The following is a 24,737-nucleotide window of genomic DNA, read 5'->3' as shown; positions in this document are numbered from 1 at the left end:
GCTCGCAATATGAGGTCATCGAGAAGCGCCGCACCGTGCCGGACTTGTCGGACATCGATCCCGATTTCCGCGAACTCATCGAAGCGATGTTGCAGCCGGATCCTCAAGACCGGCCCGCCAGCATGGCCGAGATCGCCAGGGCAACGCGTGACGACGATCTCGACGCGACCTTGCCGCCGCCCGGATCGTTTGCTCCGCGGGAACGATCCGGCTTGCCGCGCGCCGGCTGGACGGCCTTGCCAAACACCAGTCCCCCGGCTTCTGCTGTTCCCGACGAACCGCGTTTCGTTCCGCATGTGCGGCCTGCGCACCTGTCGCAACCGAGGCCGGCGCCGGCGGCGGCTCCGGCCAGTGCGTCAAGCCGACCTGCGGAGCGAAAGCCCTCGCGGATCCCGGCCATAACGGGCGGCGTCGCGGTTCTGGCAGTCCTGGCGGCGGCCGGCGTCTATTTCAGCGGCGCGTTGGTCACTCCGCCCGCCGTTGAAAAGCCTGGGCCTCTTACGCCGAAGCCGGCGGCAAAACCCGTCGCGGAAGCGCCCCAGCCGGTAGCGGAGGCACCGACGCCTCAGCCAGAAGCACCGCAACCTCGGCCGCAAGCGCCGGCCGAACCGCAGCCGGAAGAACCGAAGGCGGACAGCTCAGCCACCGTTGAGCCGGCAAAGCCTGCCGCTCCGGCTCTGCCGCAACCGCAAGACACGACACAACCCGTCCAGAAGCAGGCCGAGACTGAGCAGAAGCCGACACAGCCTGCCCTATCGGCTGCGCCGCAACCGCAGGACAAGACCGCCCAGAAACAGGCGCAAGTAGAGACCGGACAGAAATCCGAGCCGACACCGCCTGCCCCTTCAGAGAGCTTGGCCAAAAACAACCAGGCGAAAGCCTCGCAGCCGGCGGAGCCCGAACCGGCTCAGCCGTCGGTCGAGAACTTGCCGGCACCCCTGCCGAAAGCAGCGGAAAACCAAAAGCCGTCGAGCCCGACGGCGGAAGCTGCTGCGGCGCCGGAAGCAAAACCGCCGGCGACGAAACCGAGCGCATCCGACCTCGTCGACGCTCTGTCCAAATTGTCGAAGTCGAAGACGCCGGCGCCGCAAGTTACGGAAAACCAAAATCAGGCGCCGGCTTCGACTGCGCGCCAGCCGGCAGCGCCCGAAGCGGCTACTCAGCCGGCAAGGCCGAAAGTCTCGACCACACAACCGGCACCACTGCCGCAGCCACCGCCGGCCAACAAGCCATCTCAAAATACCGACGTCGCAATCAATCTGCCAAAGCCCCAGGTTCCGCCGCCGCCAAACAAAACCGACGCGTTGGCTCAGCGCGCCTCTTGGGTGCGCGACTTCAGCGGCGGCAATTGCTTCTACGCGACCCTGACATCGGCAACGGGCACATCCGCGGCGATCGAGGGATTCGGAACGGCCGTGCAGCCTTTCGAGCAACTGCTCGGTGCGTTCCAGTCCAGGTTCAACGTCGAGCCGGACATCAGCGTGCGCCTGATTACCCCATCACAATGCGGCGTACCCACCTTCCTGCACCTTCTCGACCGAAGCGAGGCTGAACGACCGCAGCTCATGCTCGACCGGACGTCGGTGCCCGACGGATCACCGATCAGCGGCACGCTGGTGACGCGCGGGGGGCTCATCTCCAGCGTGTTGCTGATCAACCACAATGGCACCGCCTTCAACCTCGACAGCCGCATGGTCGCGCAGCCGGACAGGGCGACCTTCAAGATCGCCATCGATCTCGCCGCTGACGACAAGGCGGCCGGCAAGGCTTTGCCTCAGGTCATCCTGGTGATCACCGGGCCACGGGACGTCCAGGCCGCGATGTTCGCGGGCCCGACCCCCGCCTCGGAAGTGCTGCCCCGGATCCTTAAGGAGATCCAGACGGACGATTCCGGATTTTCGGCCACCGCCAAGTATTTCCGGCTTGGCGGATAGCGCGGACGCCGATGGTTCTCTGCCGCCTGCTCTCTTCCACCCTTTCCCAGTCACGCAAGGAGCGCGGACCGATCCGGCCTGTTGCTGATCGCATCGGCCGCATGAAGCTTGCTGCGCTTGCCGGCATGGCTTTGCTCTCCATGCTATCCGTCAACAAGGCACATGCCGAATTCACCGTCTGCAACCAGACGCTCGACGTCGTCAACCTCGCCGTTGGACAGAAGGTCGACGATGCCGACCAGACCGACGGCTGGTGGACGATCGGCGCCAACCAATGCGTCAACGTCATCCGCGAGGAGCTGACCAACCGCTACATCTACATCTATGCCACGGACGTCTTCGGCCATGCGATCCTCACCGGATCGATCGAGATGTGCATCGACCGGCGCCGCTTCTCGATCCGCGGCATCGACGAATGCTGGCAGCGCGGCCATATCGCGGCGCGCTTCGTTGAGGTCGACACGCAGGAGCAGGTGCGCTGGACCTATTTCCTGAGCGGGAACGGCCAGTGACGCACAGCATCGACACGAGCTTCAAACTGAAGAAGCAGGCGCGCCTTGCCGAGCGGCGGCGCAAGCTGTGGCGCTGGATTTTTTCCGGCGTTGCGGCACTCGTCCTCGTCTCGACAGCTACGGGTTTCTACCTCACACGCGATTACTGGTCCTTCGGCGACGAGGACGAGGAACTGCATCCGGTCGAGGGGATGGATGACGTGCCGCCCGACGCTTCGGTCTATGTGCCGGCCATCATCGACCTCGCCGGCGATCCGATGTGGATCACGCTCGCGCCCGATGCCGACACGGCCAAGGGCAAGACCGTCGCGCGCCCGGCCGAGCTCGACAGTTCCGGCGCCTCGCCGCAGATCGAAATCCTGTCCGATGTAATGTTGAGCGCCAGCGAAAAATTCATGACGACGATCCCCTCGACGCAGGAGGATTTCGCCTTCTTCCAGGCGCAGCGGCAGACCGTGCCGAAATCTCCTGCAACGGCGCCGCAGGATCGGCAAGCCGCCCCCCTCGCTCCGGGCGCAGCCGACGACCAGCAAGGCGATCTTGAGAACGACCTTCAGGCCGCACCCGACGAGAGCGAAGCTCCTGCCAGTTCAGCGCCCAAGGCGGATGCCGATGATCCGGAAGCGGGCTGGGGCGAGACCGTCGACCAGGGCGAGGCCGCCCTTCCCGCTTTCAAGAAGACCCAGATCGAGAACAACACGACCGTTGCGACCGTCAGCAGCGAATACCAGCGCTTCGAGGCGACCGAGGACACATTCGTAAAAATCCTCAACGACCGCAGCCTGGACAGCGTCGTCGCCGATGCGCATTTCTCCGCCGACGACGCGAAGCTGGCGGGCGAAGCGCTGAAGACGCTGTTCAACCGTAACGGGCTGGGGGCGGGCTTTGTCGTGGCGATGCGCGGATTCAGGCCGAACCGCGAGACCACCACCATGTCGCTTATGCAGGTCTCGATCTACGCCAGGAATGTCTATGTCGGCACGCTGACGCGCAATGCTGCGGGCGCGTTCGTGTCGGGCGTCGACCCGTGGGTGCGGGAGGACCTTTTCAACTATTCAGGCGCATCCGACGAAGGCGGGCCCAAGCGCCAATATCGCCTGCTCGATGCGATATATTCGACGGCCGCCCGCAACAAGGTTCCGACCAGCGTGATCGGAGAGGCCATCATGTATCTGTCGCGAGGACAGGATCTCGACGCCTTCGCCAGCGAGGACCAGCGGCTGGTGCTGATCTACTCGCAGACGCCGCGCGGCCAGGGCGAAATCTCAGGACGGGTCCTCTATGTCGGCGTTCAGGGCACGGAGAAGACGCTCGACTGTTTCGTCTTCCAGCAGAGCGATGGCCAGTATGCGTGCGTGACGGGCAATGACGAGGTTCGCTCGCTCAACGTCACCAACGGCATGGTGACGCCGGTGAGCGGGGTGATGACCTCGACGTTCGGCCCGCGCAAACACCCGATCCTGGGCACCGTTCGCATTCATAAAGGCGTCGACTGGGCCGCTCCGGTCGGCACGCCGATCATGGCCGCCTTCGACGGCGAAATCACCTTCCAGGGCGATGGCGGCAGCTATGGCAATCTGGTGAAGATTGCACATGCCAACGGGCGCGAGACGCGCTACGCGCATATGCAGAAATTCGCCATCGCGAGCGGCGTCGGCACCAAAGTGAAGGCCGGCGACGTCATCGGCTATATCGGCACCACCGGACTTTCGACCGGCCCGCACCTGCATTTCGAGCTCTACCAGAGCGGCCAGGCGATCGATCCGCTGGGTACGGTCACCACGGTCGCCACCTATGCGTCCGGCGGCGCCGGCGGCGGCTACGGCGATGCTGCCGTCGAGACGCTGACCGACCGCATCGTCCATGTCGAAAGTGGCGGCAAAGCGCGAGCCAAGAACCCGCTCTCCTCGGCGACCGGTGCCGGTCAGTTCATCACCAAGACCTGGATCCGGATGATGAACACCTATCGGCCCGATCTCGCCCGCTCGCTGTCGACCGCCGACCTGCTCGCGCTCCGCTACGACGCCACGCTGTCGCGCGAGATGGTGCGCAATCTGGCGCGCGAGGGCGAAGCCTATCTTCGCGCCCGCGGCCACCAGATCACCGCCGGGCGGCTCTATCTCTGCCATTTCCTGGGCATGGAAGGTGCTGCCCAGGTTCTGGCGGCGCCCGGCTCGGCGCAATTGAGCGCAGTGCTCGGCTCCGCCGTGATCCAGGCCAACCCTTTCCTTACCGGAAAGACCACCAGCTACGTCGTCGACTGGGCCGAGCGGAAAATGGGTCAGAAGGTGACCCGCTTGGCATCGTCCGATCAGAACCAGCAGACGACCACGACCCAGGTCCGACAGACATCGCCGGAGTTCGAGAAATACAAGCAAGCCGTCACGGCCCTGATAAGCTCGATCCAGGCCACCCTTTGAGGCCCTGTCGCGCTACCGTCGGTCGCTGTTCGCAGCGTGAGTGATTCGTGCGGCTTATTCCGTCCTGATCCGCATCTCGACCCGGCGGTTGACCGGATCGTAGGGATCGGCGACGCGCGGGTGCGACTTGCCGAGACCAATAGCTTCGAGCCGGGTGGCCTGTACGCCGTTCGCGGTCAGGAATGCGGCAACCGATTTCGCCCTGCGCTGCGACAGGTCCTGATTGTAGCGATCCGAACCCGAAGCATCGGTGTGGCCTTCGACAACGAAGCTGAACGAACTCAGCCGGTTGTCTTTCAGCGCCTTGGCGAACTCGTCGAGCTCGGTGCGCGCGGTCTGGTCGAGCTGGGCCGAATCCAGCGCGAAATTGATCATCATGTCGAGCCCGGTTTTGGTCGAGGCCGCGTTCTGGTCGTTCTTGCTCTTGCACTCTTCTTCAGTGCCGACGCAGATCCCCCGCGTCGCGCCGAGATTGCCCGCGCCGGTGAAGAACTTCACGATGTCTTCGGATTTCTGAAGCGGATCAGCGGAAACGTGCGTCGAAAAAAGCACGGCCGCCAATGCAAAGGCTGAACTGGCCCACCGCATGACCGTTACTCCCTGTTTGAGCGGATCTCGCTGCGACGGACGATAGCAAATCTCGCGCCGGTTGTCTGTGAACAAACACACGCTGCGAGCGCCGGTGATTTGCTAAGCTAATGCTTGACCAGCGCCTCCGCCGGGGCTTCAGTATCTCTATTCCTAATAAGGGCGTGGCAGCCATGGCGAGGGGGCTCCGGTTCAGGACGGCGCGGGATCTCTTCAGCGCTTGCCCGGCCATTGCCCGGGACATGAAAGCGGTCCCGACAGACCAGCCCTCGATCGAGTTTTGCCGGGCGCTGCTCGCCGGGCGCGTGCCGGAGGAAGCAATCACCTTCTGCGCCTATCTGCTTCCCGAACGCCCTGCGATCTGGTGGGCGCATGAGTGCCTAAGCAACCTTGCCGAGCTCCTCGGCGACAGGGACCTCGAATTGCTGGCGCTCGTCGGCGACTGGGTCGGCGAACCCGGCAATCCCGACCATCGTGAGGCTGTGGCCCAGGCCGTGGAGGTGCCGCCCGCGACGCCGGTTTCCTGGATCGCTTTGGCAGCAGGCTGGCGCGACGGCGACTCGGGCATCGATCAGGCGACAGCCGAATTTCCAACCGCCCATGCCGTCAGCGCGGGGATACTGGCAGGCCTTGCGCGGGTATCGCTCGCGGACCGGTTTGCCGTGCTTTCAGCCTTCGTCGAAATGGGCATCGAGATGGCGGAGATGGAGGCGCAGCAGCAACCGGCCGATGCTTACTAGCCAAGCCTGCTCAAACTAGCCAAGCCTGCTCGAATGTCGGCGATCACGTATAGCCGCCTTGCGCCCCTTGGGGTCAACCTCCCCAGCCGCCGCCACCACCACTATTGCCGCCGCTACCGCCTCCGCCCATCGCTGGAATAACTGGAGGCGGAGCTTCAGTTGTTACCTCCGCCGGTTCGATCGGCTTCTTCGCGGTGACCTTCTTCTGCTTGATCACCTTTGGCGTGGTCGTTGTCCGAACGACTTTTTGCTTCGTCGTCGGCTCCGGTTCGACCTGGGGCGTCACGGCGGTGCACCCCGCGACAGCCAGAACTCCAGTTAGGAATGTTACGATGATTGCCAGTTTCGATGCCCTGCCCACCATTGCCTCCTTGTTGATCAGAACAAGTCCCGACGCGGATTGGCTTGCTCCCAGACGGCTCTGGCCGTCTTGACCAGTTGAACGTCCAACGAGCCTTCCGCCGAAATCTTTGATTTGAGTTCCCCACGCAGCTGTTTCAGGGCCGCCGTTTTCGCTTTAGCTCCGAACTTCGCCAGCGTGGCCTTGGCATCTGGAATTTCGTTGCGAACATCGAGCGCCGCCGCGAAAGCAAGGTAACGTACGGCGAGAGGCTGGTCCGCCTTGTTGCCCCGCTGCAGTTCCAGAGCCGCGCGATCATATGCGGCCGACTGATCACCGCGGTCGGTCGCTACCTCGAAAAGGCGTTGCGCCTCAGCAAGGTCCTGCTGCACACCGACACCGTCCCTGTACATACGCGCCAAGCTGCCGGGAGCGTAGGGTTGGCCGAGATCCATGGATTTCTGGAAGAGTTCGAGCGCGCTCTTGGGATCCTTCTCAACCCCAGTGCCGGCGAGATAATTTCGGCCGAGCAGGTTCATCGAATACATGTCCTGCCGTTCGACGCCCGCTTTGAGGAAGGCCACGGCGCGAGCCGGATCGGCAGGTACGCCGTTACGACCTTCCGTAAAAATCGCGGCGAGGTCGTTCATGGCATAGGTGTGCCCCATCGCCGCCGCTTTGAGCAGCAGGTCCAGGCCCTTGGTGGCATCACGATCGACGCCATAGCCGTTGAACAAAGCGCGACCCCACGAGGTCATTCCATACGGATCGCCCTTGTCGGACGCTGCGGCATAGAAGGTATTGGCCTGCTTGCGATTGACGGGCATTCCCGTTCCCGTGGCGTTGAGATAGCCAAGCTCGAACACCGCCCGGACATGCCCCATGTCGGCAGCCTCCTGGATCGCCTTCTTGGCCTCGTCGACCTTGCCGGCAACAAGCAGCGCACGCCCGAGCTGGTAGCGGAAGCGGGCGACGTCGGGATAGGCTTTCACCGCTGCCCGGCAGACATCCACGGCGTTGCTGCTGATTTCGTTCGGCAGCAGGCCGGGGACGACGCCCTGCAGGTCGAGAGGCTCGCCGGCCTCCCTGTCACAGGCGTCGACGCTTGGCGACAGTTTCATCGTCGCCGGCTTCGACGGCGTGTTGTCGGCCCTTATTTCGAAGCCGACGCTCAGCGGCTTGACGGCGCCGATCTGGGGTTCGTAGCGCAAGTGGTCGACTTCATCGGCCATCAGGCTTGAATCCGGAGACAAGGTCCGGTCCGGCAGCGACAGCGTTCCCGTTGCCGGATAGCTTGCAAGCTTCACGCTGACGGTGGGATCCTTGGTCGGAAAAACGAGCTTCAGCGGCACAGGGCCGACACCGACCGGGACGCTTACGTCACGGTTCTCGATCGCCTCGGCGGCGCCGGTGATGTGAATGCCGCGCTCCAGCACCTGCTGCTCCTGCTCGGCCTCGAGCGAAGCCATGAGCTGCTGCCCTTCGGCCGCGTTCCCGTTCTTGACCCGAAACACCAGGATACCTTGGGATTGACCGCCCCAATTGTCATGCGTGGCATAGGCCAGCATGTCGACCTCTTCCTGCGCGCCGGATCCTTTCGGCACGTCCATCTTAAGACGCGGCAGATCCTTGCCCGCAATCGGCTGGCCGACAGCGACAGGCTTGCCGTCCAGCGTCAGGCGTCCAAGCGCCGGCGGCCTTTCGATGCTGACGGTGACCGCGCCGCCGTCGACATCGACCGGCTCCGGCAGGTCAAGCGCCACCGGTCCGACGCCCGACGGCACGACCTTTTCCAGCACCGGCGGCAGTGCCGGTCGACTGGCGCGGCGCATCAGCACCACCTCGTCGATCAGCGACGAATTCTCCCAAGGAACCTGCTTGCCATCGGTGGCTTTGACCACGTCGCGGCGAACCGCCGCCATCACCGTGCGGATCTCCTGGTTGGGCGCCAGCGCCCGACGCGAGAAGGCGGACGAGAAGGGACTGAGATCGCTCGCTCCGTCATAGGCGACGGCTCCCGGCTCGGTGGCGAAGGCAATCAGCGTGTTCAGCGAGCTCTTCACCTGCGCAAGTCCGGTGCCGCCCGCGGCAATCAGCTGGTCCCGCAACCAATAGTCCTTGCGCGGGAACGGATTGTTGCGGCAGGCATCGAGGATGATCACCTGGATCTTCGATTTCGCCCGCAGCTGCTCCAGCACGTCGTCGAGCTTGATCGCCTGGACCTCGATGTCGGCCGCGGCCTTGAGCGAGGCATCGACCGGGATGAGGAAATTCTCGCCGCCGATCTGAAAACCGTGGCCCGAATAGTAGACGACGGCGAGATCGGCACCGTCCGCCGCGGCGAGATAGTTTCGGAACTGCTCCTCGAACCGAAGCTTGGTGAGATCCTTGGCGACGAACACGTCGAAGCCGGCCAGGCGGAATGTGTTCGACACATCCTCGGCATCCTTGTCCGGGTTCTTGAGAGCCGGGATGTCGCGGTATTCGGAATTGCCGATCACAAAGGCGACCCTGCGCTCCGCATGAGCTTCGAAGGCCGTGAAGCTCACGAGAACCAGGGCTGCAAGGAACGCGCAGCATCGCAGCATGGCAAATCCTTAACTGCTATGACCTGTCGGCCACAGGAACGCAGCTTGCGGCGCCGAGGTCTGTTAAAGAGTTCACAATCTGCCGGGACCAGAGCAGACCGCATGCATAACGACAGCGGGCATGCGTCTCATCCAACCAAGTTCTAAATTACTCCAGAGACCTATTCACCGCAATGAGAAGACGCGTTTGATCGCCGGATTGTGTCGCGGCCATCCAACTTCAGGTTCAGGGCTGGTGGGCGTTTGCGCTGCCTATGCCATCCGCGCGGCGTGCCACTTCAAATGATCGTCCATGAAGGTCGAGATGAAATTGTAGGAATGATCGTAGCCCTCCTGCATGCGCAGCGTCAGCGCGATGCCTGCCTTTTTGCACGCCTCTTCGAGCAGCCAGGGACGAAGACCATCCTGGAGGAAGCCGTCGGCGCTGCCCTGGTCGACGAGCAGTTCGCCGTAACGATGGCCGTCCTCCATGAGCAGCGTGGCGTCACAGGCGCGCCAGCTCTTTTCGTCTGATCCCAGATATTTTTCCAGCGCCGGCCGCGACCAGCCCGCCGTCGTCGGCTGCACGATCGGCGCGAAGGCCGAGCAGCTCCGGAAGCGCTCAGGGTTCTTTAGCGCGATGGTCAGCGCGCCGTGCCCGCCCATCGAATGGCCGAAGATCGACTGGCGCGAAATGTCGACCGGGAATTTGGCCTCAATAAGCGCCGGCAACTCCTCGGTGACGTAGGAGTACATGCGATAGTTCTTCGCGTAGGGCGCTTGCGTGGCATCGACGTAGAAGCCGGCGCCGCAGCCGAACTGCCAATTGTCCTTCTCATCGGGAACGTCCGGACCGCGCGGGCTGGTGTCGGGGCAGACGACGACGAGTCCAAGCTCGGCCGCCAGGCGCCGGTATTCGCCCTTGTCCATGACATTGGCATGGGTGCAGGTGAGCCCCGAGAGATACCACAAAACCGGCAAAGGCCCGTCCTTCGCCTGGGGTGGCACGAAGACGGCAAAGGTCATGTCGCAAGCGCAGACTTCCGACGCGTGCGAATAGACGCCCTGGATGCCGCCGTGCGATTTGGACGTGGAAAGGACGTTCATCGGTTCTGCCTTCTCGCCGGGAATGTCCGGCCCGACATAGCTGCCGGACCCGGCGCCCGCAACCTTGCACCTCGCCAAAACGGCGCAGATGCGCGATCGAACGGCGGAAGGGCGGACATTTCGAGCCGCTCTCGTTATGCGTCGCCTCCCAGGCGAGCGTTCGCGTGTTCTAGGGTCGGCAAGAGAACATCCGGGCCGGATCGCAAAAAGAAGTCTTTTCTGTCCTTTGCTTCGCCGAAACCGAAGCGGGGCGCTCGCTGGCAAGCGGGCAGGGAAAATTCGACGGGTTGTGAACGGAAGCTATCCGCCGGTGCAATGCGGGTGGGGGTGCTCGCATTGCACCGGCGGCTCGGCAATCAGCGGATTGATGAGCAGATCGCGGTGCGCTGCCGCTCGCCGCATCGTCAAGCGATAAGCTGGTCGATCCTGATCGGCAGATCGCGGATGCGCTTGCCCGTCGCGTGGTAGACCGCGCTGGCAACGGCGGCGGCGGTGCCGACATTGCCGAGTTCGCCCAAGCCTTTGACGCCGGCCGGATTGACGGCGTGGTCTACCTCCGGGACCAGGATCACCTGCAGGTCCCTGATGTCGGCGTTGACCGGCACGAGATAATCCTGCAGGTCGCGGTTGACGTAGCGGGCATAGCGCCTGTCGACCTCGGTCGCTTCATGCAGCGCCTGGCCGATGCCCCAGATCATGCCGCCCATCAGCTGGCTGCGCGCGGTGCGCGTGTTCATGATGCGGCCGGCCGCGAAAGCGCCGACGATGCGCGGCACACGGATTTCCCGAGTATAGCTGTTGATGCGAACTTCGACGAACTCCGCGCCGAAGGCGTATTTCACCGAGTCCTCGTCCTGATCGCCGCCATGGAATTCGGACTGACCGGCATAGAGTTTCTTCACTGCCTCAGGCGTCGCGCCTTTCGGGGCAAACTCGGCATATTCCTCGATCGCGCCAATTTGCATCGCCTTGAAGACCTCCTCGATCTTCGCGGACGCTCCGCCCCTGGCCGCAAGCTTGCCGCCGTCAAGGTCCAGTTCCTCGTTATGTGAGCCGGCAAGCGGGCCGCCTTCGGCCGTGGCTCCGGCGGAGAGCTTCGCCCGGACGGCATCGCAAGCCTTCAGAACCGCCGAGCAGACGCTTGCGGTGGAAATCGAACCACCTGAGACCGGGGCCGGAGGCAGGCTGCTGTCGCCCATTTCGACGGTCACCTTGTCGATCGAAACGCCAAGACGTTCCGAGGCCATCTGGGCGGCCACTGTCCGGACGCCGGTGCCGATCTCATGCGAGCCGCATTGCACCCGCACATCGCCATCCGACGTCAGGCGCACGCGCGCCGCGCATGGTGCCACCGCGGTGGGGTAGATGGCGGTGGCGCAGCCCATGCCGATCAGCCAGTCGCCGTCGCGCATCGCGCCGACCTTGGGGTCCCGCTTCGCCCAGCCGAAGGCATTGGCCGCCTGTTCATAGCATTGGATCAGCGAGCGGCTGGAGAAGGGCTTCTTGCCGATCGGTTCCGCCTTCGGCTCATTGATGCGGCGGAACTCGACCGGGTCCATGCCAAGCGCCACCGCCATCTCGTCCATCGCGTTTTCCAGCGCGTAGACGTAAGGTGTCTCGGGCGGCGAACGCATGTAGCCCGGCGTGTTGCGATCTGCCTGGACCAGCGACACATGCGTCAACACCGAGCCGTAGTCGTACATGCGGCCGGTCGCCGAGGTGCCGCCGACAACATAGGGATCAGGGCGCGATGTCACCTCCCATCCTTCGTGCGCGAAAGCGGTGATGCGGCCGTCCTCGCCGGCGCCGATCCGGATGCGGTGGCGGGTTTCGGCCCGGTAAGTCTGTGTGCCGAAAGCCTGCATGCGGCTCGTCACGCAGCGCACGGGACGCCCGAGACGTTTTGCGGCTACTGCGACGATGGCGGTGCGCGGCGTCATCGGTCCTTTTGAGCCGAAGGCGCCGCCGATGAAGGGACTGACGATGCGCACATTGGCCGGATCGATTTTCAATTCTCTCGCAAGTTCGGCCTTCCAGCCGGTGACGTTCTGGGACGGCTCGTGGACGATGAGCTGATCGCCCTGCCAAAATGCCGTCGTGGAGAACAGCTCGATCGGGTTGTGGTGCTGGGTGGGCGTTGAATACCGAGCGTCGATCCTGACCGCGGCGGCTGCATAGGCGGCGTCGAAATCGCCTGCTTTCACATCCTCCTTGAACAGCGGACTCTTGCCGGCGGCGGGAATGGTTTTGGTGCCGGGACTATCGAAACTCGCGGACGGCTTCTCTTCCTCGTAATCGGCGCGGATCAACTGGGCCGCCTCCTCCGCCGCCTCGAATGTCTCGGCAACGGCCAAGGCGATGATCTGGCCGTCGTGGAAAATCGTCCTGTCATGCAGCGGTCCGATCGAGGTCGCGCCGGCGTTGCCGAATTTCGGCTTCTCGACCTTGTCCATGTCGCCATAAGTGACGATGTCGAGAAGGCCGGGCACGGCACGGGCATCGTCCAGGTGAAGCTTCGTCACCCTGCCCTTGGCGATGCTGCTGGTGGCCAGCGCGCCATAGGCTAGGTTTGCCGTCGGCAGGTCTGCCGGATAGTGGGCTTGCCCGGTGACTTTCAGCCGCGCATCGACGCGCGGCAGCGGTTCGCCCATGTTCTCCTTGGGCTTCGGAGCGGCTGGGTCCATGGTCACACCTTCATGTCTCGCGTTTCGAGCAGCGCGCGCACCAGCGTCCGCCTTCCGAGCTCGATCTTGAACGCATTGTGCTGGCGCGGTTCGGCACCGGCAAAGGCAGCGTCCGCCGCCGCACCTGCCGATGCCTCGTCGAGCTTCTTGCCCTGCAGGGCCGCTTCGGCCTCGCCGGCGCGCCACGGCACCGTCGCCAGCCCGCCGAGCGCAATCCTTGCCTCGCGGACGCTGTCGCCGTCGAGGTCGAGCGCAACGGCCGCCGAGGCCAGCGCAAAGGCATAAGACTCGCGGTCGCGGATCTTCAGGTAGCGCGAGCGCCGGGCCCACGGTAAGGCAGGCACCTCGATGGCGGTGATGATCTCGTCCGCCGCCAGATCCGTCTCGATATGCGGCGTGTCGCGGGGCAGCCGATGCAGCCTGGCAAAGGGAATTTCGCGCGCTCCGCGAGACCCCTTGGCTCGAATAACGGCATCGAGCGCAATCAGAGCCTGGGCAAAGTCGCCGTGATAGGTGGCAATGCAGGCATCGCTGGCGCCCAGCACCGCGTGCTGGCGGTTGAAGCCTTCCATCGCCGCGCAGCCCGAACCCGGCACCCGCTTGTTGCAGGCCCAGGAGGACTCGCGGAAATATTCGCAGCGCGTTCGCTGCAGCATGTTGCCGGCAAGGCTCGCCATGTTGCGGATCTGGCCGCTTGCCGCCAGCCGCAAACTTTCGGCAATGACGGGATAGCGGCGTTTGACTTCGCCATGGTCGGCAGCCTCGCCCATCCGCACCAGGGCGCCGAAGCGCACGCCGTCGTCGGTAACCCTGATCTGCCTCAGCCCTGGCTCTTCGAGCCGGTTGAGGTCCAGCAGCCGGTTGGGCGCCGCCACCCCAAGTTTCATATAGTCTGCAAGATTGGTGCCGCCTGCGATGAACTGCGCGTTCGCCCGTGTCGGCTGGTCGTCCTCGGTGGTAAAGCGGGATGCGATGGCGGCCGCGGCGGAGACATCTGTCGGCCGTTCATAGATGAAGGGGCGCATCGTCAGGTTCCTCTCGCCTGATCGCGCGCCTGGACGACCGCGGCGACGATGTTCGGGTAGGACGCACAGCGGCAGATATTGCCGCTCATATATTCGCGGATGTCGTCCTCGGAGTTGGCGTGGCCTTCGTTGACGCAGCCGATGGCCGACATGATCTGACCCGGCGTGCAGTAGCCGCACTGGAACGCGTCGTGGTCGATGAAGGCCTGCTGCATCGGATGCAGCTTGCCGTGGCTCGAGGCAAGCCCTTCGACGGTCGTCACCTCCTTGCCGTCGTTCATCACGGCGAAGCTCAAGCAGGAGAGCACGCGCTTTCCGTCCACCAGAACGGTGCAGGCGCCGCACTGCCCATGGTCGCAACCTTTTTTCGTGCCGGTAAGGCCGACATGGTCCCGCAGGGCGTCAAGCAGGCTGGTCCTGGCATCCAGCGAAAGCTCGTAAGGCTGCTTGTTGATGCGCAAGGACACCGCGACCTTTTCCCTCAAGCCGGAACGGGTCGCGGCCGGTTTTTCCGCTCTCGTTGGGGAGCTGAGCAAGGGCGCCGCCGCGGCGGCTGAGACAGTAGCTGTCATGAAGCTTCGCCGGCTGAGGCCGGTCGTGCTTGGCGCGGAAATTCGGGACATGGCTCGCTCCCAGGCTGGCAGTCATCGGGGCTGGCTATGGGGCGCTAACCTCTCAACGGGGGCATTGTTCCGAATTTTGCAGGCGAAGGCCCGGAAGCTCACGCGACTGTGACAGCATCGACGGAAGTCGGAGGCAAAGCACGCCGGGACAGCAGAGGAACGTTCCGCGCAAGGGAGGTTGACTGCCACGCGGCGGTGCGCACCGGCGCTGCGCAAGCTCGCACAACCGATCGAAAGTCACACCGGTAGATACCAATTCTCCAGTTGTCGAACCGTAGCTGAGCAATAAGGCTAACAGGCCCTGCCCAGCGACAGGAGGGGTGGCTTCGAGCAGGGCATGGGAGCGGGGCTCTGGTTCAATGCTGCGGTCCTTGCGCCACCAGATGGAAGCTGTATCGGTCGCGCACGAACTCGTTGAAGAACCGGCCCTTGGACCGAGCAGCCTTGAATGCCGCGTGGGTCTCTGGCTCAACCTGCTCATAGTCATAGCGGTCGCCGCTCGGGACAAACCATACCGAAAGGATCTTCGTCGCCGGGTCGTAATAGATGTTCCGGATGGCGGTGGAAGGCATGACGAGCGCCCCGTTGGCCAATGCGTAATTCCCGGAGCTGTCAATGGGTTCCGTCGCACCGGCTGCCGACGGATCAGGGCCTTGCGAGACCTGCCGAATTGCCTATCTGAGGTTTATGCCGTCAACGAAATCGAGCGCCACGGCGCAAGTCCGCCAAGGAGATCTTTTCGGTGTTCCAAACGGCCTGCCGGAAGGATTCCGCTACCGGCCGGAGCTGATCACGCGCAACGAAGAAAGCGCGTTGGTGCGCTGCATCGAAGGCCTGCCGTTCAAGCCCTTCGACTTCCACGGCCATCTAGCCAACAGGCAGGTTGTCGGCTTCGGGCTGCGTTACGACTACGACCGCCGCGAGGTCGTGGAAGCACCGGCCATACCCGACTTCCTGCTGCCGCTTCGCGACAAGGTCGCCGACTTCGCCGGTCGGCCCGCGTCGGAGTTCTCGCAGGTGCTGATCAACGAATACCGGCCTGGCGCGGGCATCGGCTGGCATCGCGACAAGCCCCATTTCGAGCTCGTCGCAGGCGTCTCCCTGCTGGCATCCTGCAGTTTCCGGCTGCGCCGCAGGAACGGCGCGACATGGGACCGGCAGACGATCGAGGTCGAGCCGAGATCCGCCTACCTCATGGCCGGTCCGGCGCGCAACGAATGGGAGCACAGCATTCCGCCGCTCGCAGAACACCGCTACTCGGTCACATTTCGGACCTTGCGACCCAAGCTGTAAGTCCGACGTTCTGCCAGGCCGATATTCCAAGTCGCCCAATCAGGGGTCGAGCCATGGCGTGGTGTCCTCCACAGCCGTGCCGGCCTTTGCCGGATCGGACGGACGGCGCGCGACGAAGCCGCCGAAACCAGCTTGCGCCTGCAGCTTTTCGCCCGCGATCAGCGGCTCACCACGCAGCAGCACGGTGATCGGCTTGCCCGTCACCGCCTTGCCTTCGTAAGGCGAAAAGTCGACGCGCGAGTGCAGCATTTCGTGGCCGATGGTCCACTTGCGTGCCGGGTCCCAGAGCGCGAGATCAGCGTCCAGGCCGGGGGCGATGCGACCCTTGCGGTGGTCGAGACCGTAGATCGCGGCGGCATTGCGCGAGGTCAGATCCAGATATCGCTGCAGCGAAAGGCGCCCCGTCAGCAGCCCTTCGGAAAACAGCAGCGGCAGCCTGGTTTCCAGGCCCGGAATACCGCTCAATGTCGTGGTGAAACCTGGCTCCGGCGCTTTGCCGATCTTGTCGGCGAAATAATAGGGCGAATGATCGGACGACCAGAGGTCGATGCCGCCGTCCGCCAGCAGCCGCCAGAGATGCTCGCGGCTATGCGGCGTGCGCGGCGGCGGCGAAAAGACGAAGCGGGCGGCGTCCCTGCCTGGGCGGGCGAGGTCCGCGGCACCGAGGAAGAGGTATTGCGGGCAGGTTTCGGCCGCGACGTCGACGCCGCGCTGACGCGCCCGCGCGACTTCCTCGGCGGACTGCCGCGACGACACATGGACGATGGTCATGCGGGTGCCGGTCATCTCCGCCAGCGCCAGAGCCCGATGGGTCGCCTCGCGCTCCATGATCTCGCTGTGCGCCACGGCGTGATAGCGCATCTCGGTGCGGCCAAGCTCGATCAGCCGCTGCCGCGTGCGCCGAATGGCGGCATCGTTCTCGGCATGAACCATGACGATCCAGCCGAGCTTCCTCGCCGTATCGAGCACGGTGAAGAACAGGTCGTCGTCGACCGCGAAGCCCTGGTAGGTCATGAAAAGCTTGACCGAAGCAATGCCTTGCCCGGCCAATTGGCTAAGTTGTGCCTCGACGTTGGCGCCGGTCCCCATCGTCACCACCGCATGGAGGCCGTAGTCGATGATGGAACGGCCGGCAGCGCAGCCCATCGCCCGTTCGAGCGCATCCACCGTGGTCATATTTGGACCCGGCATGCCGAAGGGCACGATGCAGGTCGTGCCGCCGAATGCGGCCGAGATGGAGCCCGATTCAAAATCGTCGGCGTTACCGGCCCCGCCCCAAACAGGCTGGTCGAGATGGCAGTGGGCATCGATGCCGCCAGGCATCACCCACAGGCCCGCGGCGTCAATGGTTTGCCCACCTTGCAGGCCTGAATCGATCGCCGCAATGCGGCCGTCATCGATGCCGACGTCGCAATCCCGCCAACCGTCATCCAAAGCGACCCTACCGCCTTTTACGACCAGCTGATGCGAGCGCCGCGCCATTCGTGCCACTCACGCCGCTGTGCTGTTGCGGGTCACCGGGCAGGCAAGCACCGGTCAGGCCCTCAGCCGCTTGCCATCGGGATCGAAGGGCGGCCTCTCGAGCAACACGGCATTGTGCGGCCGGCCGAGGATCGCGACGGTGACGGCATCGCCGGATTTCACCGAGCCCGCCTTCACATAGCCGAGCGCCAGCGACATGCCGACATGATAGCCGTAGGCGCCAGACGTGACCTGGCCGACCGGCGTGCCATCGGGAAGGAAGATCGGCTCGCCGCCCGTGGCGTCGGCATCCTTCGCCTCGATCGAGATCATGATCAGCTCGTCGCGGGCCGGCTTCGATGCCAGCGCGGCGTAGGCGTCGCGGTTGAGGAAGTCGCCCTTATCCATCTTGATCAGGCGGTCGAACTTCACTTCCTGCGGCCAATATTCGGGCGAGTATTCGCGGCCCCAGCTGCCATAGCCCTTCTCCACCCTGAGCGACATCAGCGCGCGCGAGCCGACCGGCCCGCCGCCTTCCTGACGCGCCGCGTCGAGCAGGGCGTTGTAAAGAGCGGTCTGGTCCTTCTCCTCGCAATAGAGCTCCCAGCCGAGATCGCCGGTGAAGGAGACGCGCAGCGCAATGACAGCGAGGCCGGCAACGGTCATGCAGCGCGAGGCCATGAAGGGGAACGACGCCGTCGTCAAATCGTCATTGGTCAGGCGCTGCAGCACCGCGCGCGACTTCGGCCCGGCGACGTTGAAGCCGCACATGTCCTCGGTGAGCGAGCGGAACGTCGTGCCCTCCGGCAAGGGCAGCATCTTGAAGAAACGCTGATGATAGCGCTCGGCCATGCCGGAGCCGAAGACGCGATACTCGTCCTCCGCCAGCTTGGTGACGGTAAAGTCGCCGGCGATGCCGCCGCGCTTGCCGATCAGCGGCGTCAGGCAGGATCGTCCGACCCGCGAGGGAATCTTGTTGGCGAAAAGCGCGTTCAGCCAGGCCTCGGCGCCCGGCCCCTTCACCTCGTATTTGGCGAAGTTGGAGATGTCGATGATGCCGACATGGTCGCGCAGCATGCGCGCCTCGCGGCCGACAGGGTGCCACCAGTTCTGCCTGGTGAAGCCGATCGTCTCCTCGCGCGGCTCGCCGTCGATCGAGAACCACAGCGGATGCTCCCAGCCGAAGTTCAGGCCGAACACCGCGCCGTTTTCCTTCTGCATGGAATAGGCCGGCCGTGTGCGCACCGGCCGTCCAGCGGCGCGCTCCTCGTTTGGGAAATGGATCTTGAAGCGATGGCTGTACTGGTCCTGCACGCGCGCCTTGACGAATGCCTTGCCCGCCCAGTGGCCGAAGCGCGCGAGATCCCAGCCGAACATGTCGAGCGTCGGCTCGCCCTCGATCATCCACTCGGCCGCCAGGCGCCCGAGGCCGCCGGATTGCGAAAAGCCCGGAATGATGCCGGCGCAGCAGAAATAGTTGCGCAGCTCCGGCACCGGGCCGAACAGCGCGGCGCTGTCCGGCGACCAGATCATCGGTCCGTTGATCACCCTCTTGACGCCGGCAGCGCCGACCGCCGGCACGCGGGCGATCGCGCGCATCATGTTCTCCTCGATGCGTTCCAGATCGTCCGGGAACAGCTCGTGGCCGAAATCCTGCGGCGTCCCGTCCTCGGCCCAGAATTTCATCGCCCGCTCATAGGCGCCGATCAGCAGGCCGAGGCCCTCCTGACGCAGGTAATATTCGCCATCGCGGTCGGCGACCGAAGGCAGACGCCGGCCCATCGAGGCGATCTCTGGGATGGTCTCGGTGACGAAATACTGGTGCTCGGTCGGTATGAGGGGCAGCGCCAACCCGGCCATCGCGCCGACCTCACGCGCCCACAGTCCGGCGGCGTTCACCACCCATTGCGTGCGGACGTCGCCCTTGGTGGTGCGCACGATCCAGCTGCCGTCCGGCTGCTGCTCCGTTCCGGTCACCGCGGTGAAGCGGTGGATTTCGGCGCCACGCTGGCGCGCGCCGGCCGCGTAGGCGGCCGTCACGCCCGAAGGATCGACATTGCCGCCTTCGGGCTCGTACATGATGCAGCGTATGCCGTCGAAGTCGACGAGCGGGTGCAGCCGCTCGGCCTCCGCGCGGTCGACCTCGTAGAAGTTCATCTTGTAGCGGCGCGCTTTGGCTTCCTGCAGCCGGAGCTGATGTTCACGCGCCTCGGTCTGGGCGAGATAAAGCGATCCCGGCTGGAAGATGCCGCAGCCCTGACCAGTCTCCTTCTCCAGCTCCTTGTAGAGCGCCATGGTGTAATGCTGCAGGCGGCTGATATTGGTCGAGTCGTGCAAGCCGTGAATGTTGGCCGCAGCATGCCAGGTCGAGCCCGAGGTGAGCTCGTCGCGCTCGAACAGCACGACATCGCTCCAGCCGTGCTTGGTCAGATGATAGAGGATCGAGCATCCGATCAGGCCGCCGCCGATCACAACAGCCTGGGCATGAGTCCGCATTTACGTGTTCCTTGTGGCTGTGTGCCGGAGCCGGACGGCCGGGCGGCGGGCCGGATAACAACAGGGGTTCGTGCTGGCTCTTGTGCCGACAACATGACCCCACTTTTTCGAACGCCGGCAATGTAGAAAGCTCGGGAAACGACTGTAAAGCCTGCTATTGGGGCTGGCTGCTGCTTTTCGGGGCAGTTAAGAGCAAAAAAAACGAGGTCATAGCCACATCAATCTTCGTTTGTAGGCATAGAGGCCGGGTGTAGCTTTTGGCGGGGAATTGAGCAGCCGCGACCAGCGGCGCCACTAATGGGAGCCACCCGCCATGGACCTGCATTCCGAGCGCGGAGACAGACCGGTCAGACCGGCATGCCTCTCGTCGTCCTTGCGTCTTGACGGTCCGGCGGCGCGGTCGCGCCGCGGCCTTCAAAACCGGTTCCGCACCAGTCGAAAAGACAGCGCCGAAGCGCCCTGTCCGGCACGAGCATCGCGACAACTCGGAGGTTAAGACCTTGGACAAGACATCGCATCCCTATATTCCGACACTGCTCGATCAGCTTAACGAGGGCGAAATCAGCCGCAGGGACTTCCTGCGCAAGTCGACGCTGCTCGGGCTTTCGGCCGGCGCGGCCTATGCCATGGCCGGCATCATCGACCCGGTGACGCAAGCGCGTGCCGGCGACCTGCCGAAAGGCGGCAATTTGCGCATCGGCATGCGCTGCATGGAGATCAAGGATCCGCATCTGGCCGACTTCGCCGAAAAATCCAACGTCATCCGCCAGGTCTGCGAATATTTGACCTTTACCGACCGCAACAACATCACCCACCCCTATCTCTTGGAGAAGTGGGACGTCAGCGATGACCTGAAGACCTGGACGCTGCACATCCGCAAGGATGTGAAATGGCGTGACGGCAGGGCGCTTAATGCCGACGACGTGGTCTGGAACCTGAAGCGTGTCAGCGATCCCAAAGTCGGCTCCTCGGTGCTCGGCCTGTTCACCGGCTATCTCGTCGAGGAGTACGATACCGGCGAAAAGGACGACAAGGGCAATCCGAAGAAGTCGAGCCGGCTCTGGTCCGACAAGGCGATCGAGAAGGTCGACGACAGCACGGTGCGGCTGAACCTGTTCTCGCCGCAGATCGCGGTCGCCGAACATCTCTTCCACTATCCGATGTTCATCCTCGATCCGAAGGACAACGGCGCCTTCGGCCCGAGCGCCAACGGCACCGGTCCCTTCGAGATGGTCGAATACACGGTCGGCAAGGGCGCGAAGTACAAGGCGCGGGCCGATTATTGGGGCGGTGCTGCGCATCTCGACACGTTTGAATTCGTCGACCTCGGCGACAATCCCGGCGCCGGCATCGCCGCGATGGCGTCCAAGCAGGTCGATGGCCTGTCGGAAGCCGACGCGGTGCAGATCAATTCGATGAAGGCCTTCCCCCATGTCTCGGTCCACAAGGTCGAGACGACGCAGACCATCGTCATGCGCATGCATCCCGATGTCGAGCAGTTCAAGGACAAGCGCGTGCGCCAGGCCATGCGCCATGCGCTCGACCGCGACAAGATCATCCAGACCGTCCTGCTCGGCGCCGGCACGCCTGCCGAGGACCACCATGTGGCGCCGTCGCACCCCGAATATGCTGCGCTGCCCAAATGGCCGCGCGACGTCGAAAAGGCGAAGAAGCTGATGGCCGACGCCGGCCATGCCGGCGGTTTCGAATTGGATTTGGTGACGCGGCCCGACCCGATCTGGGAGCTTAACACGACACAGGCGATGGCCGAACAGTTGAAGGACATCGGCATCAAGGCCAACATCAAGTCGCTGCCGAGCGCGCAGTACTGGGAAGTGTGGACCAGCGCGCCCTTCAGCCTGACCGCCTGGGGCCACCGCCCGCTCGCCATCATGACGCTCGGCCTCGCCTATCGCTCCAATGCCGCCTGGAATGAATCGCATTTCTCGAACGCCGAATTCGACAAGCTGCTCACCCAGGCCGAGGGCATTCTCGACCCGAAGGAGCGCAGCAAGGTGATGGAGAAGATCGAGCTGATCATGCAGGACGAGGGCCCGATCGTGCAGCCGTTCTGGCGCATCTTCTCGACCGTCATGGACAAGAAGGTGCAGGGCTTCGAACTGCATCCATCACAGTACATCTTCGCCAAGGATTATGCGGTCGCCTCCGCCTAGACCACGCTGCGCCCGGCCGGCGACAGAACGGCCGGGCGTTCCTTTCCACTCGCACCCAGAACGGAAACGTCCGGCTGATGGCAATATTCGTGGCGAAACGGCTGGCGATGATGCTGCTCACCATGGTCGCGGCGTCGTTTCTGGTATTCGCCGTCTGCGAGTTCACCCCGGGCAGCGTCGCGCGCAAATCGCTCGGGCCTTTCGCGACGCAAGAGCAGGTCGATTTCCTGACCAAGAAGCTGAGGGCCGACGATCCGCTGCTGGTGCGCTACGGGCGCTGGGCGGGCGTGCTGCTCGGCATCATTCCGGATCCGCTCCAGGACCCGAGCACCGGGCTCAATTTCAAGGATCCGCGCGGCGCGCAGTATTTCGGCAATTTCGGCTATTCGACGCTGAACAAGCTGCCCGTCAACGACGTCATCTGGAACCGGCTCGGCAATACGGCGATCCTGGCCGGGCTGGCCTTTCTGCTGATCGTGCCGCTGTCGATCGTCTTCGGCATCCTGTCCGGCCTGAAGGAAGGCGGCGTGCTCGACCGGCTCTTGTCGGTGATCTGCATAACCTTCACCTCGATCCCGGAATTCGCGTCGGGCGTGTTTCTGGTCACCCTATTCGTCATTCTCTGGCCCGTGCTGCCGGGCACCAGCCCGCTCGATACAGAGGGCGGCTGGTCCGTTCCCTCGCAGCTCGTGCTGCCGGTGGCGGTGCTCGTCATCTATGATTTCGGCTATGTCGCGCGCATGATCCGCGTGTCCATGATCGGGGTGATGGAAAAGCCCTTCATCCGCACCGCGGTACTGAAGGGAATGAGCACACGCCAGGTCGTCATCGGCCATGCCCTGCGAAACGCGATGATCGCCCCGTTCACGGTGCTGCTCCTGCAGATCAACTTCCTGATCAGCGGCGTGGTGGTGACCGAGCTCGTTTTCGCCTATCCCGGCTTCGGTCGGCTGCTGCTCGATGCCAGCCTCTTCGGCGACATCGCGACCATCGAGGCGGCCACGCTGATCACAGTCGCCATCGCGGTCACGACGCAATTCGTCGGCGATCTCGGTTACATGCTGCTCGATCCACGCATAAGATTGCGATGAGCGCACTGGTCGAGCAAAGAGCTATGGAGGCGACAGCCGTCAAGGCAACGGGCAGGGCACGCCTGAAATGGGCGCGCATCCTGCGCTCGCCTACCGCACTGGTCGGGCTGTTCCTGGTCGGCTTCTGGGTGCTTGCGGCGATCCTCGCACCGGTGCTGCCGCTCTATTCTCCGACCGAGCAGGATGTGATGGCGCTAGCCGACCCGACGCCATCGGCGGCGCATTGGCTCGGCGTCGACATTCTCGGCCGCGATGAGCTGTCTCGCCTGATCTTCGGCGCCCGCACCGTGCTGGTCGTCGCGCCGCTTTCGGTTGCGGTCGCCATGATCGTCGGCATCACGCTCGGCATGATCGCCGGCTATTACGGCGGCTGGATCGATGCCGTGATCAGCCGCCTTTCCGACATCATCCTCGCCTTCCCGGTGCTGGTCCTCTACGTCATCCTGATCGCCAATATCGGGCCATCGATAATCAACATCGTCATCGCCACGACGATCGCCTCGGCGCCAGGAATCGGGCGAATAACGCGCGGGCTGGTACTCGGCCTGAAGGAGCAGGAATACATCGCCGCCGCAAGGCTGCGCGCCGAAAGTACTTTATACATCATGCTTGTCGAGCTGTTGCCCAACTGCCGCGGCATGCTGATCGTCGATGCCTGTCTGCGCATCGGCTACACCATCATCACCATCGGCATTCTCGGCTTCCTTGGCCTTGGCCTGCCGCCGCCCAACCCGGACTGGGGCGGCATGGTCAAGGAAAGCACGACGGTGCTCAACGTCTGGCCGTTGATGTCGGTGCTGCCCTCAATCGGCATCGTCAGCCTGGTTCTGGGTTTCAACCTCTTGGCCGACGGCCTGCGGGAGGCCTGGAAGCCATGACGATGGTCGCCGAGCCAATTTCGATGAAAGGCGAGCGTGCGTCCGGGACGCCGCTCCTCGCTGTCCGAGATCTGCGCATCGAGTTTCGCGGGAAGGCCGAGACGATCGTTGCGGTGCCGAAGCTGTCTTTCGAGGTGAAGCCCGGCGAAAGCTTCGGGCTGGTCGGCGAATCCGGCTGCGGCAAGAGCACCACGGCGATGGCGATCATGGGCTATCTCGGTGCGACAGGCGTGGTCGCCGGCGGCAGTATCCGCTTTGAAGGCGAGGAACTGGTCAACGCACCGGCGCATAAGCTTCGCGCCATACGCGGGCGGCGCATCGCCATGGTCTATCAGGACCCGATGAGCGCGCTCAATCCGGTCAAAACGATCGGCGCGCAGCTTGCCGAGGTGCCGATGCTTCATCTCGGCGCAAGTCGCGTCGAGGCGCTCGACATGGCAGCCGCCATGCTGAAAGACGTGCGCCTGCCCGATGCCGGCGACATGCTGAAGCGCTATCCGCACCAGCTTTCGGGCGGCCAGCAGCAGCGCGTCGTCATCGCCATGGCGCTGCTCGGGCGGCCGTCGCTGCTCCTGCTCGACGAGCCGACCACCGGTCTCGACGTGACGGTGGAGTCGGCGGTGATCGATCTGATCGGCGAGCTGCGCCGTCGCTATGGAACCAGCCTGCTGTTCATCTCGCACAATCTCGGTCTGATCGCCGAAAGCTGCGACCGGGTCGGCATCATGTATTCCGGCGAGCTGGTCGAGGAGGCGCCGACGTGCGAGCTGTTCGGCCGGCCACGCCATCCCTACACGCAAGGGC

The 24,737-nt window shown here is 64.1% G+C and carries 19 protein-coding genes; 9 read left to right on the top strand and 10 right to left on the bottom strand.

Annotated features, from left to right (window positions below):
• Positions 1-1,061 precede the first annotated feature (1,061 nt).
• From EOA75_RS07645 to EOA75_RS07635, 3 genes are all read left to right on the top strand, one after another.
• Positions 1,062-1,934 carry a hypothetical protein gene (locus tag EOA75_RS07645; RefSeq protein ID WP_127323986.1) on the top strand — a complete coding sequence of 291 codons (873 nt, stop codon included), beginning with the start codon at positions 1,062-1,064 and terminating at the stop codon, positions 1,932-1,934.
• Between the two features lie 101 nt (positions 1,935-2,035).
• Positions 2,036-2,446: a DUF1036 domain-containing protein gene (locus tag EOA75_RS07640; protein ID WP_127323985.1), complete on the top strand. Its 411-nt coding sequence runs from the start codon at positions 2,036-2,038 to the stop codon at positions 2,444-2,446.
• Entirely contained in the window at positions 2,443-4,866 is a 2,424-nt protein-coding gene (locus EOA75_RS07635) for a M23 family metallopeptidase (RefSeq protein WP_127323984.1), read from the top strand. The genes EOA75_RS07640 and EOA75_RS07635 overlap by 4 nt, the downstream gene beginning before the upstream one ends.
• A 54-nt stretch (positions 4,867-4,920) precedes the next feature.
• On the opposite strand, the gene EOA75_RS07630 is transcribed toward EOA75_RS07635, so the two are convergent.
• Positions 4,921-5,454 carry an OmpA family protein gene (locus EOA75_RS07630; RefSeq protein WP_176477658.1) on the bottom strand — a complete coding sequence of 178 codons (534 nt, stop codon included), beginning with the start codon at positions 5,452-5,454 and terminating at the stop codon, positions 4,921-4,923.
• 242 nt (positions 5,455-5,696) lie between these two features.
• Between EOA75_RS07630 and EOA75_RS07625 the strand changes: the two genes are divergently transcribed.
• Positions 5,697-6,194: a hypothetical protein gene (locus EOA75_RS07625; RefSeq protein WP_245466585.1), complete on the top strand. Its 498-nt coding sequence runs from the start codon at positions 5,697-5,699 to the stop codon at positions 6,192-6,194.
• A 73-nt stretch (positions 6,195-6,267) separates the two neighbouring features.
• On the opposite strand, the gene EOA75_RS07620 is transcribed toward EOA75_RS07625, so the two are convergent.
• From EOA75_RS07620 to EOA75_RS07590, 7 genes are all read right to left on the bottom strand, one after another.
• Entirely contained in the window at positions 6,268-6,558 is a 291-nt protein-coding gene (locus tag EOA75_RS07620; RefSeq protein ID WP_127323982.1) for a hypothetical protein, read from the bottom strand.
• Positions 6,559-6,572: 14 nt separating this feature from the next.
• A complete protein-coding gene (locus EOA75_RS07615) occupies positions 6,573-9,122 on the bottom strand; it encodes a caspase family protein (RefSeq protein ID WP_127323981.1) in 2,550 nt (849 codons plus the stop codon).
• A gap of 252 nt (positions 9,123-9,374) precedes the next feature.
• Positions 9,375-10,208, bottom strand: a complete 834-nt coding sequence (gene fghA / locus EOA75_RS07610) for an S-formylglutathione hydrolase (RefSeq protein ID WP_127323980.1) — start codon at positions 10,206-10,208, stop codon at positions 9,375-9,377.
• A 404-nt stretch (positions 10,209-10,612) separates the two neighbouring features.
• On the bottom strand, positions 10,613-12,892 hold the full coding sequence (locus tag EOA75_RS07605) for a xanthine dehydrogenase family protein molybdopterin-binding subunit (RefSeq protein ID WP_127323979.1): 2,280 nt from the start codon (positions 12,890-12,892) through the stop codon (positions 10,613-10,615).
• Between the two features lie 2 nt (positions 12,893-12,894).
• On the bottom strand, positions 12,895-13,917 hold the full coding sequence (locus EOA75_RS07600; protein ID WP_127323978.1) for a xanthine dehydrogenase family protein subunit M: 1,023 nt from the start codon (positions 13,915-13,917) through the stop codon (positions 12,895-12,897).
• A gap of 2 nt (positions 13,918-13,919) precedes the next feature.
• Positions 13,920-14,540, bottom strand: coding sequence for a (2Fe-2S)-binding protein (locus EOA75_RS07595; protein WP_127323977.1), 621 nt, complete (start codon positions 14,538-14,540; stop codon positions 13,920-13,922).
• Positions 14,541-14,896: 356 nt separating this feature from the next.
• Positions 14,897-15,112 (bottom strand): KTSC domain-containing protein, encoded by a 216-nt coding sequence (locus tag EOA75_RS07590; protein WP_067328004.1) that lies wholly within the window; start codon positions 15,110-15,112, stop codon positions 14,897-14,899.
• A 115-nt stretch (positions 15,113-15,227) separates the two neighbouring features.
• Here EOA75_RS07590 and EOA75_RS07585 point away from each other — a divergent pair, with 115 nt between their 5' ends.
• Positions 15,228-15,833: an alpha-ketoglutarate-dependent dioxygenase AlkB gene (locus EOA75_RS07585; RefSeq protein WP_127323987.1), complete on the top strand. Its 606-nt coding sequence runs from the start codon at positions 15,228-15,230 to the stop codon at positions 15,831-15,833.
• 39 nt (positions 15,834-15,872) lie between these two features.
• Here EOA75_RS07585 and hydA read toward each other — a convergent pair whose 3' ends face one another.
• Positions 15,873-17,315 carry a dihydropyrimidinase gene (gene hydA, locus EOA75_RS07580; protein WP_127323976.1) on the bottom strand — a complete coding sequence of 481 codons (1,443 nt, stop codon included), beginning with the start codon at positions 17,313-17,315 and terminating at the stop codon, positions 15,873-15,875.
• 54 nt (positions 17,316-17,369) lie between these two features.
• A complete protein-coding gene (locus EOA75_RS07575; RefSeq protein WP_127323975.1) occupies positions 17,370-19,790 on the bottom strand; it encodes an FAD-dependent oxidoreductase in 2,421 nt (806 codons plus the stop codon).
• 500 nt (positions 19,791-20,290) lie between these two features.
• Here EOA75_RS07575 and EOA75_RS07570 point away from each other — a divergent pair, with 500 nt between their 5' ends.
• The 4 genes from EOA75_RS07570 to EOA75_RS07555 form a co-directional block, all read left to right on the top strand.
• Entirely contained in the window at positions 20,291-21,964 is a 1,674-nt protein-coding gene (locus EOA75_RS07570; RefSeq protein ID WP_127323974.1) for an ABC transporter substrate-binding protein, read from the top strand.
• A 77-nt stretch (positions 21,965-22,041) separates the two neighbouring features.
• Entirely contained in the window at positions 22,042-23,055 is a 1,014-nt protein-coding gene (locus EOA75_RS07565) for an ABC transporter permease (protein ID WP_066989127.1), read from the top strand.
• Positions 23,052-23,933 (top strand): ABC transporter permease, encoded by an 882-nt coding sequence (locus EOA75_RS07560; protein ID WP_245322452.1) that lies wholly within the window; start codon positions 23,052-23,054, stop codon positions 23,931-23,933. Before EOA75_RS07565 ends, EOA75_RS07560 begins: the two co-directional genes overlap by 4 nt.
• On the top strand, positions 23,930-24,737 hold an 808-nt coding region (locus EOA75_RS07555; protein ID WP_164747308.1), incomplete at its 3' end, for an ABC transporter ATP-binding protein. The genes EOA75_RS07560 and EOA75_RS07555, both read left to right, overlap by 4 nt.

Source organism: Mesorhizobium sp. M1A.F.Ca.IN.022.07.1.1 (assembly GCF_003997575.1).
GTDB lineage: Bacteria > Pseudomonadota > Alphaproteobacteria > Rhizobiales > Rhizobiaceae > Mesorhizobium.
Note: the sequence above shows the minus strand (reverse complement) of the source record. Positions and strands in the feature narration are given on the sequence as shown.

Bases quoted from the DNA above. Each gene is read 5' to 3' on its own strand.
- EOA75_RS07640 (WP_127323985.1), top strand. From the start codon at position 2,036: ATGAAGCTTGCTGCGCTTGCCGGCATGGCTTTGCTCTCCATGCTATCC.
- EOA75_RS07630 (WP_176477658.1), bottom strand. From the start codon at position 5,454: ATGCGGTGGGCCAGTTCAGCCTTTGCATTGGCGGCCGTGCTTTTTTCG.
- EOA75_RS07625 (WP_245466585.1), top strand. From the start codon at position 5,697: ATGAAAGCGGTCCCGACAGACCAGCCCTCGATCGAGTTTTGCCGGGCG.
- EOA75_RS07620 (WP_127323982.1), bottom strand. From the start codon at position 6,558: ATGGTGGGCAGGGCATCGAAACTGGCAATCATCGTAACATTCCTAACT.
- EOA75_RS07615 (WP_127323981.1), bottom strand. From the start codon at position 9,122: ATGCTGCGATGCTGCGCGTTCCTTGCAGCCCTGGTTCTCGTGAGCTTC.
- fghA (WP_127323980.1), bottom strand. From the start codon at position 10,208: ATGAACGTCCTTTCCACGTCCAAATCGCACGGCGGCATCCAGGGCGTC.
- EOA75_RS07605 (WP_127323979.1), bottom strand. From the start codon at position 12,892: ATGGACCCAGCCGCTCCGAAGCCCAAGGAGAACATGGGCGAACCGCTG.
- EOA75_RS07600 (WP_127323978.1), bottom strand. From the start codon at position 13,917: ATGCGCCCCTTCATCTATGAACGGCCGACAGATGTCTCCGCCGCGGCC.
- EOA75_RS07595 (WP_127323977.1), bottom strand. From the start codon at position 14,540: ATGTCCCGAATTTCCGCGCCAAGCACGACCGGCCTCAGCCGGCGAAGC.
- EOA75_RS07590 (WP_067328004.1), bottom strand. From the start codon at position 15,112: ATGCCTTCCACCGCCATCCGGAACATCTATTACGACCCGGCGACGAAG.
- EOA75_RS07585 (WP_127323987.1), top strand. From the start codon at position 15,228: ATGCCGTCAACGAAATCGAGCGCCACGGCGCAAGTCCGCCAAGGAGAT.
- hydA (WP_127323976.1), bottom strand. From the start codon at position 17,315: ATGGCGCGGCGCTCGCATCAGCTGGTCGTAAAAGGCGGTAGGGTCGCT.
- EOA75_RS07575 (WP_127323975.1), bottom strand. From the start codon at position 19,790: ATGCGGACTCATGCCCAGGCTGTTGTGATCGGCGGCGGCCTGATCGGA.
- EOA75_RS07565 (WP_066989127.1), top strand. From the start codon at position 22,042: ATGGCAATATTCGTGGCGAAACGGCTGGCGATGATGCTGCTCACCATG.
- EOA75_RS07560 (WP_245322452.1), top strand. From the start codon at position 23,052: ATGAGCGCACTGGTCGAGCAAAGAGCTATGGAGGCGACAGCCGTCAAG.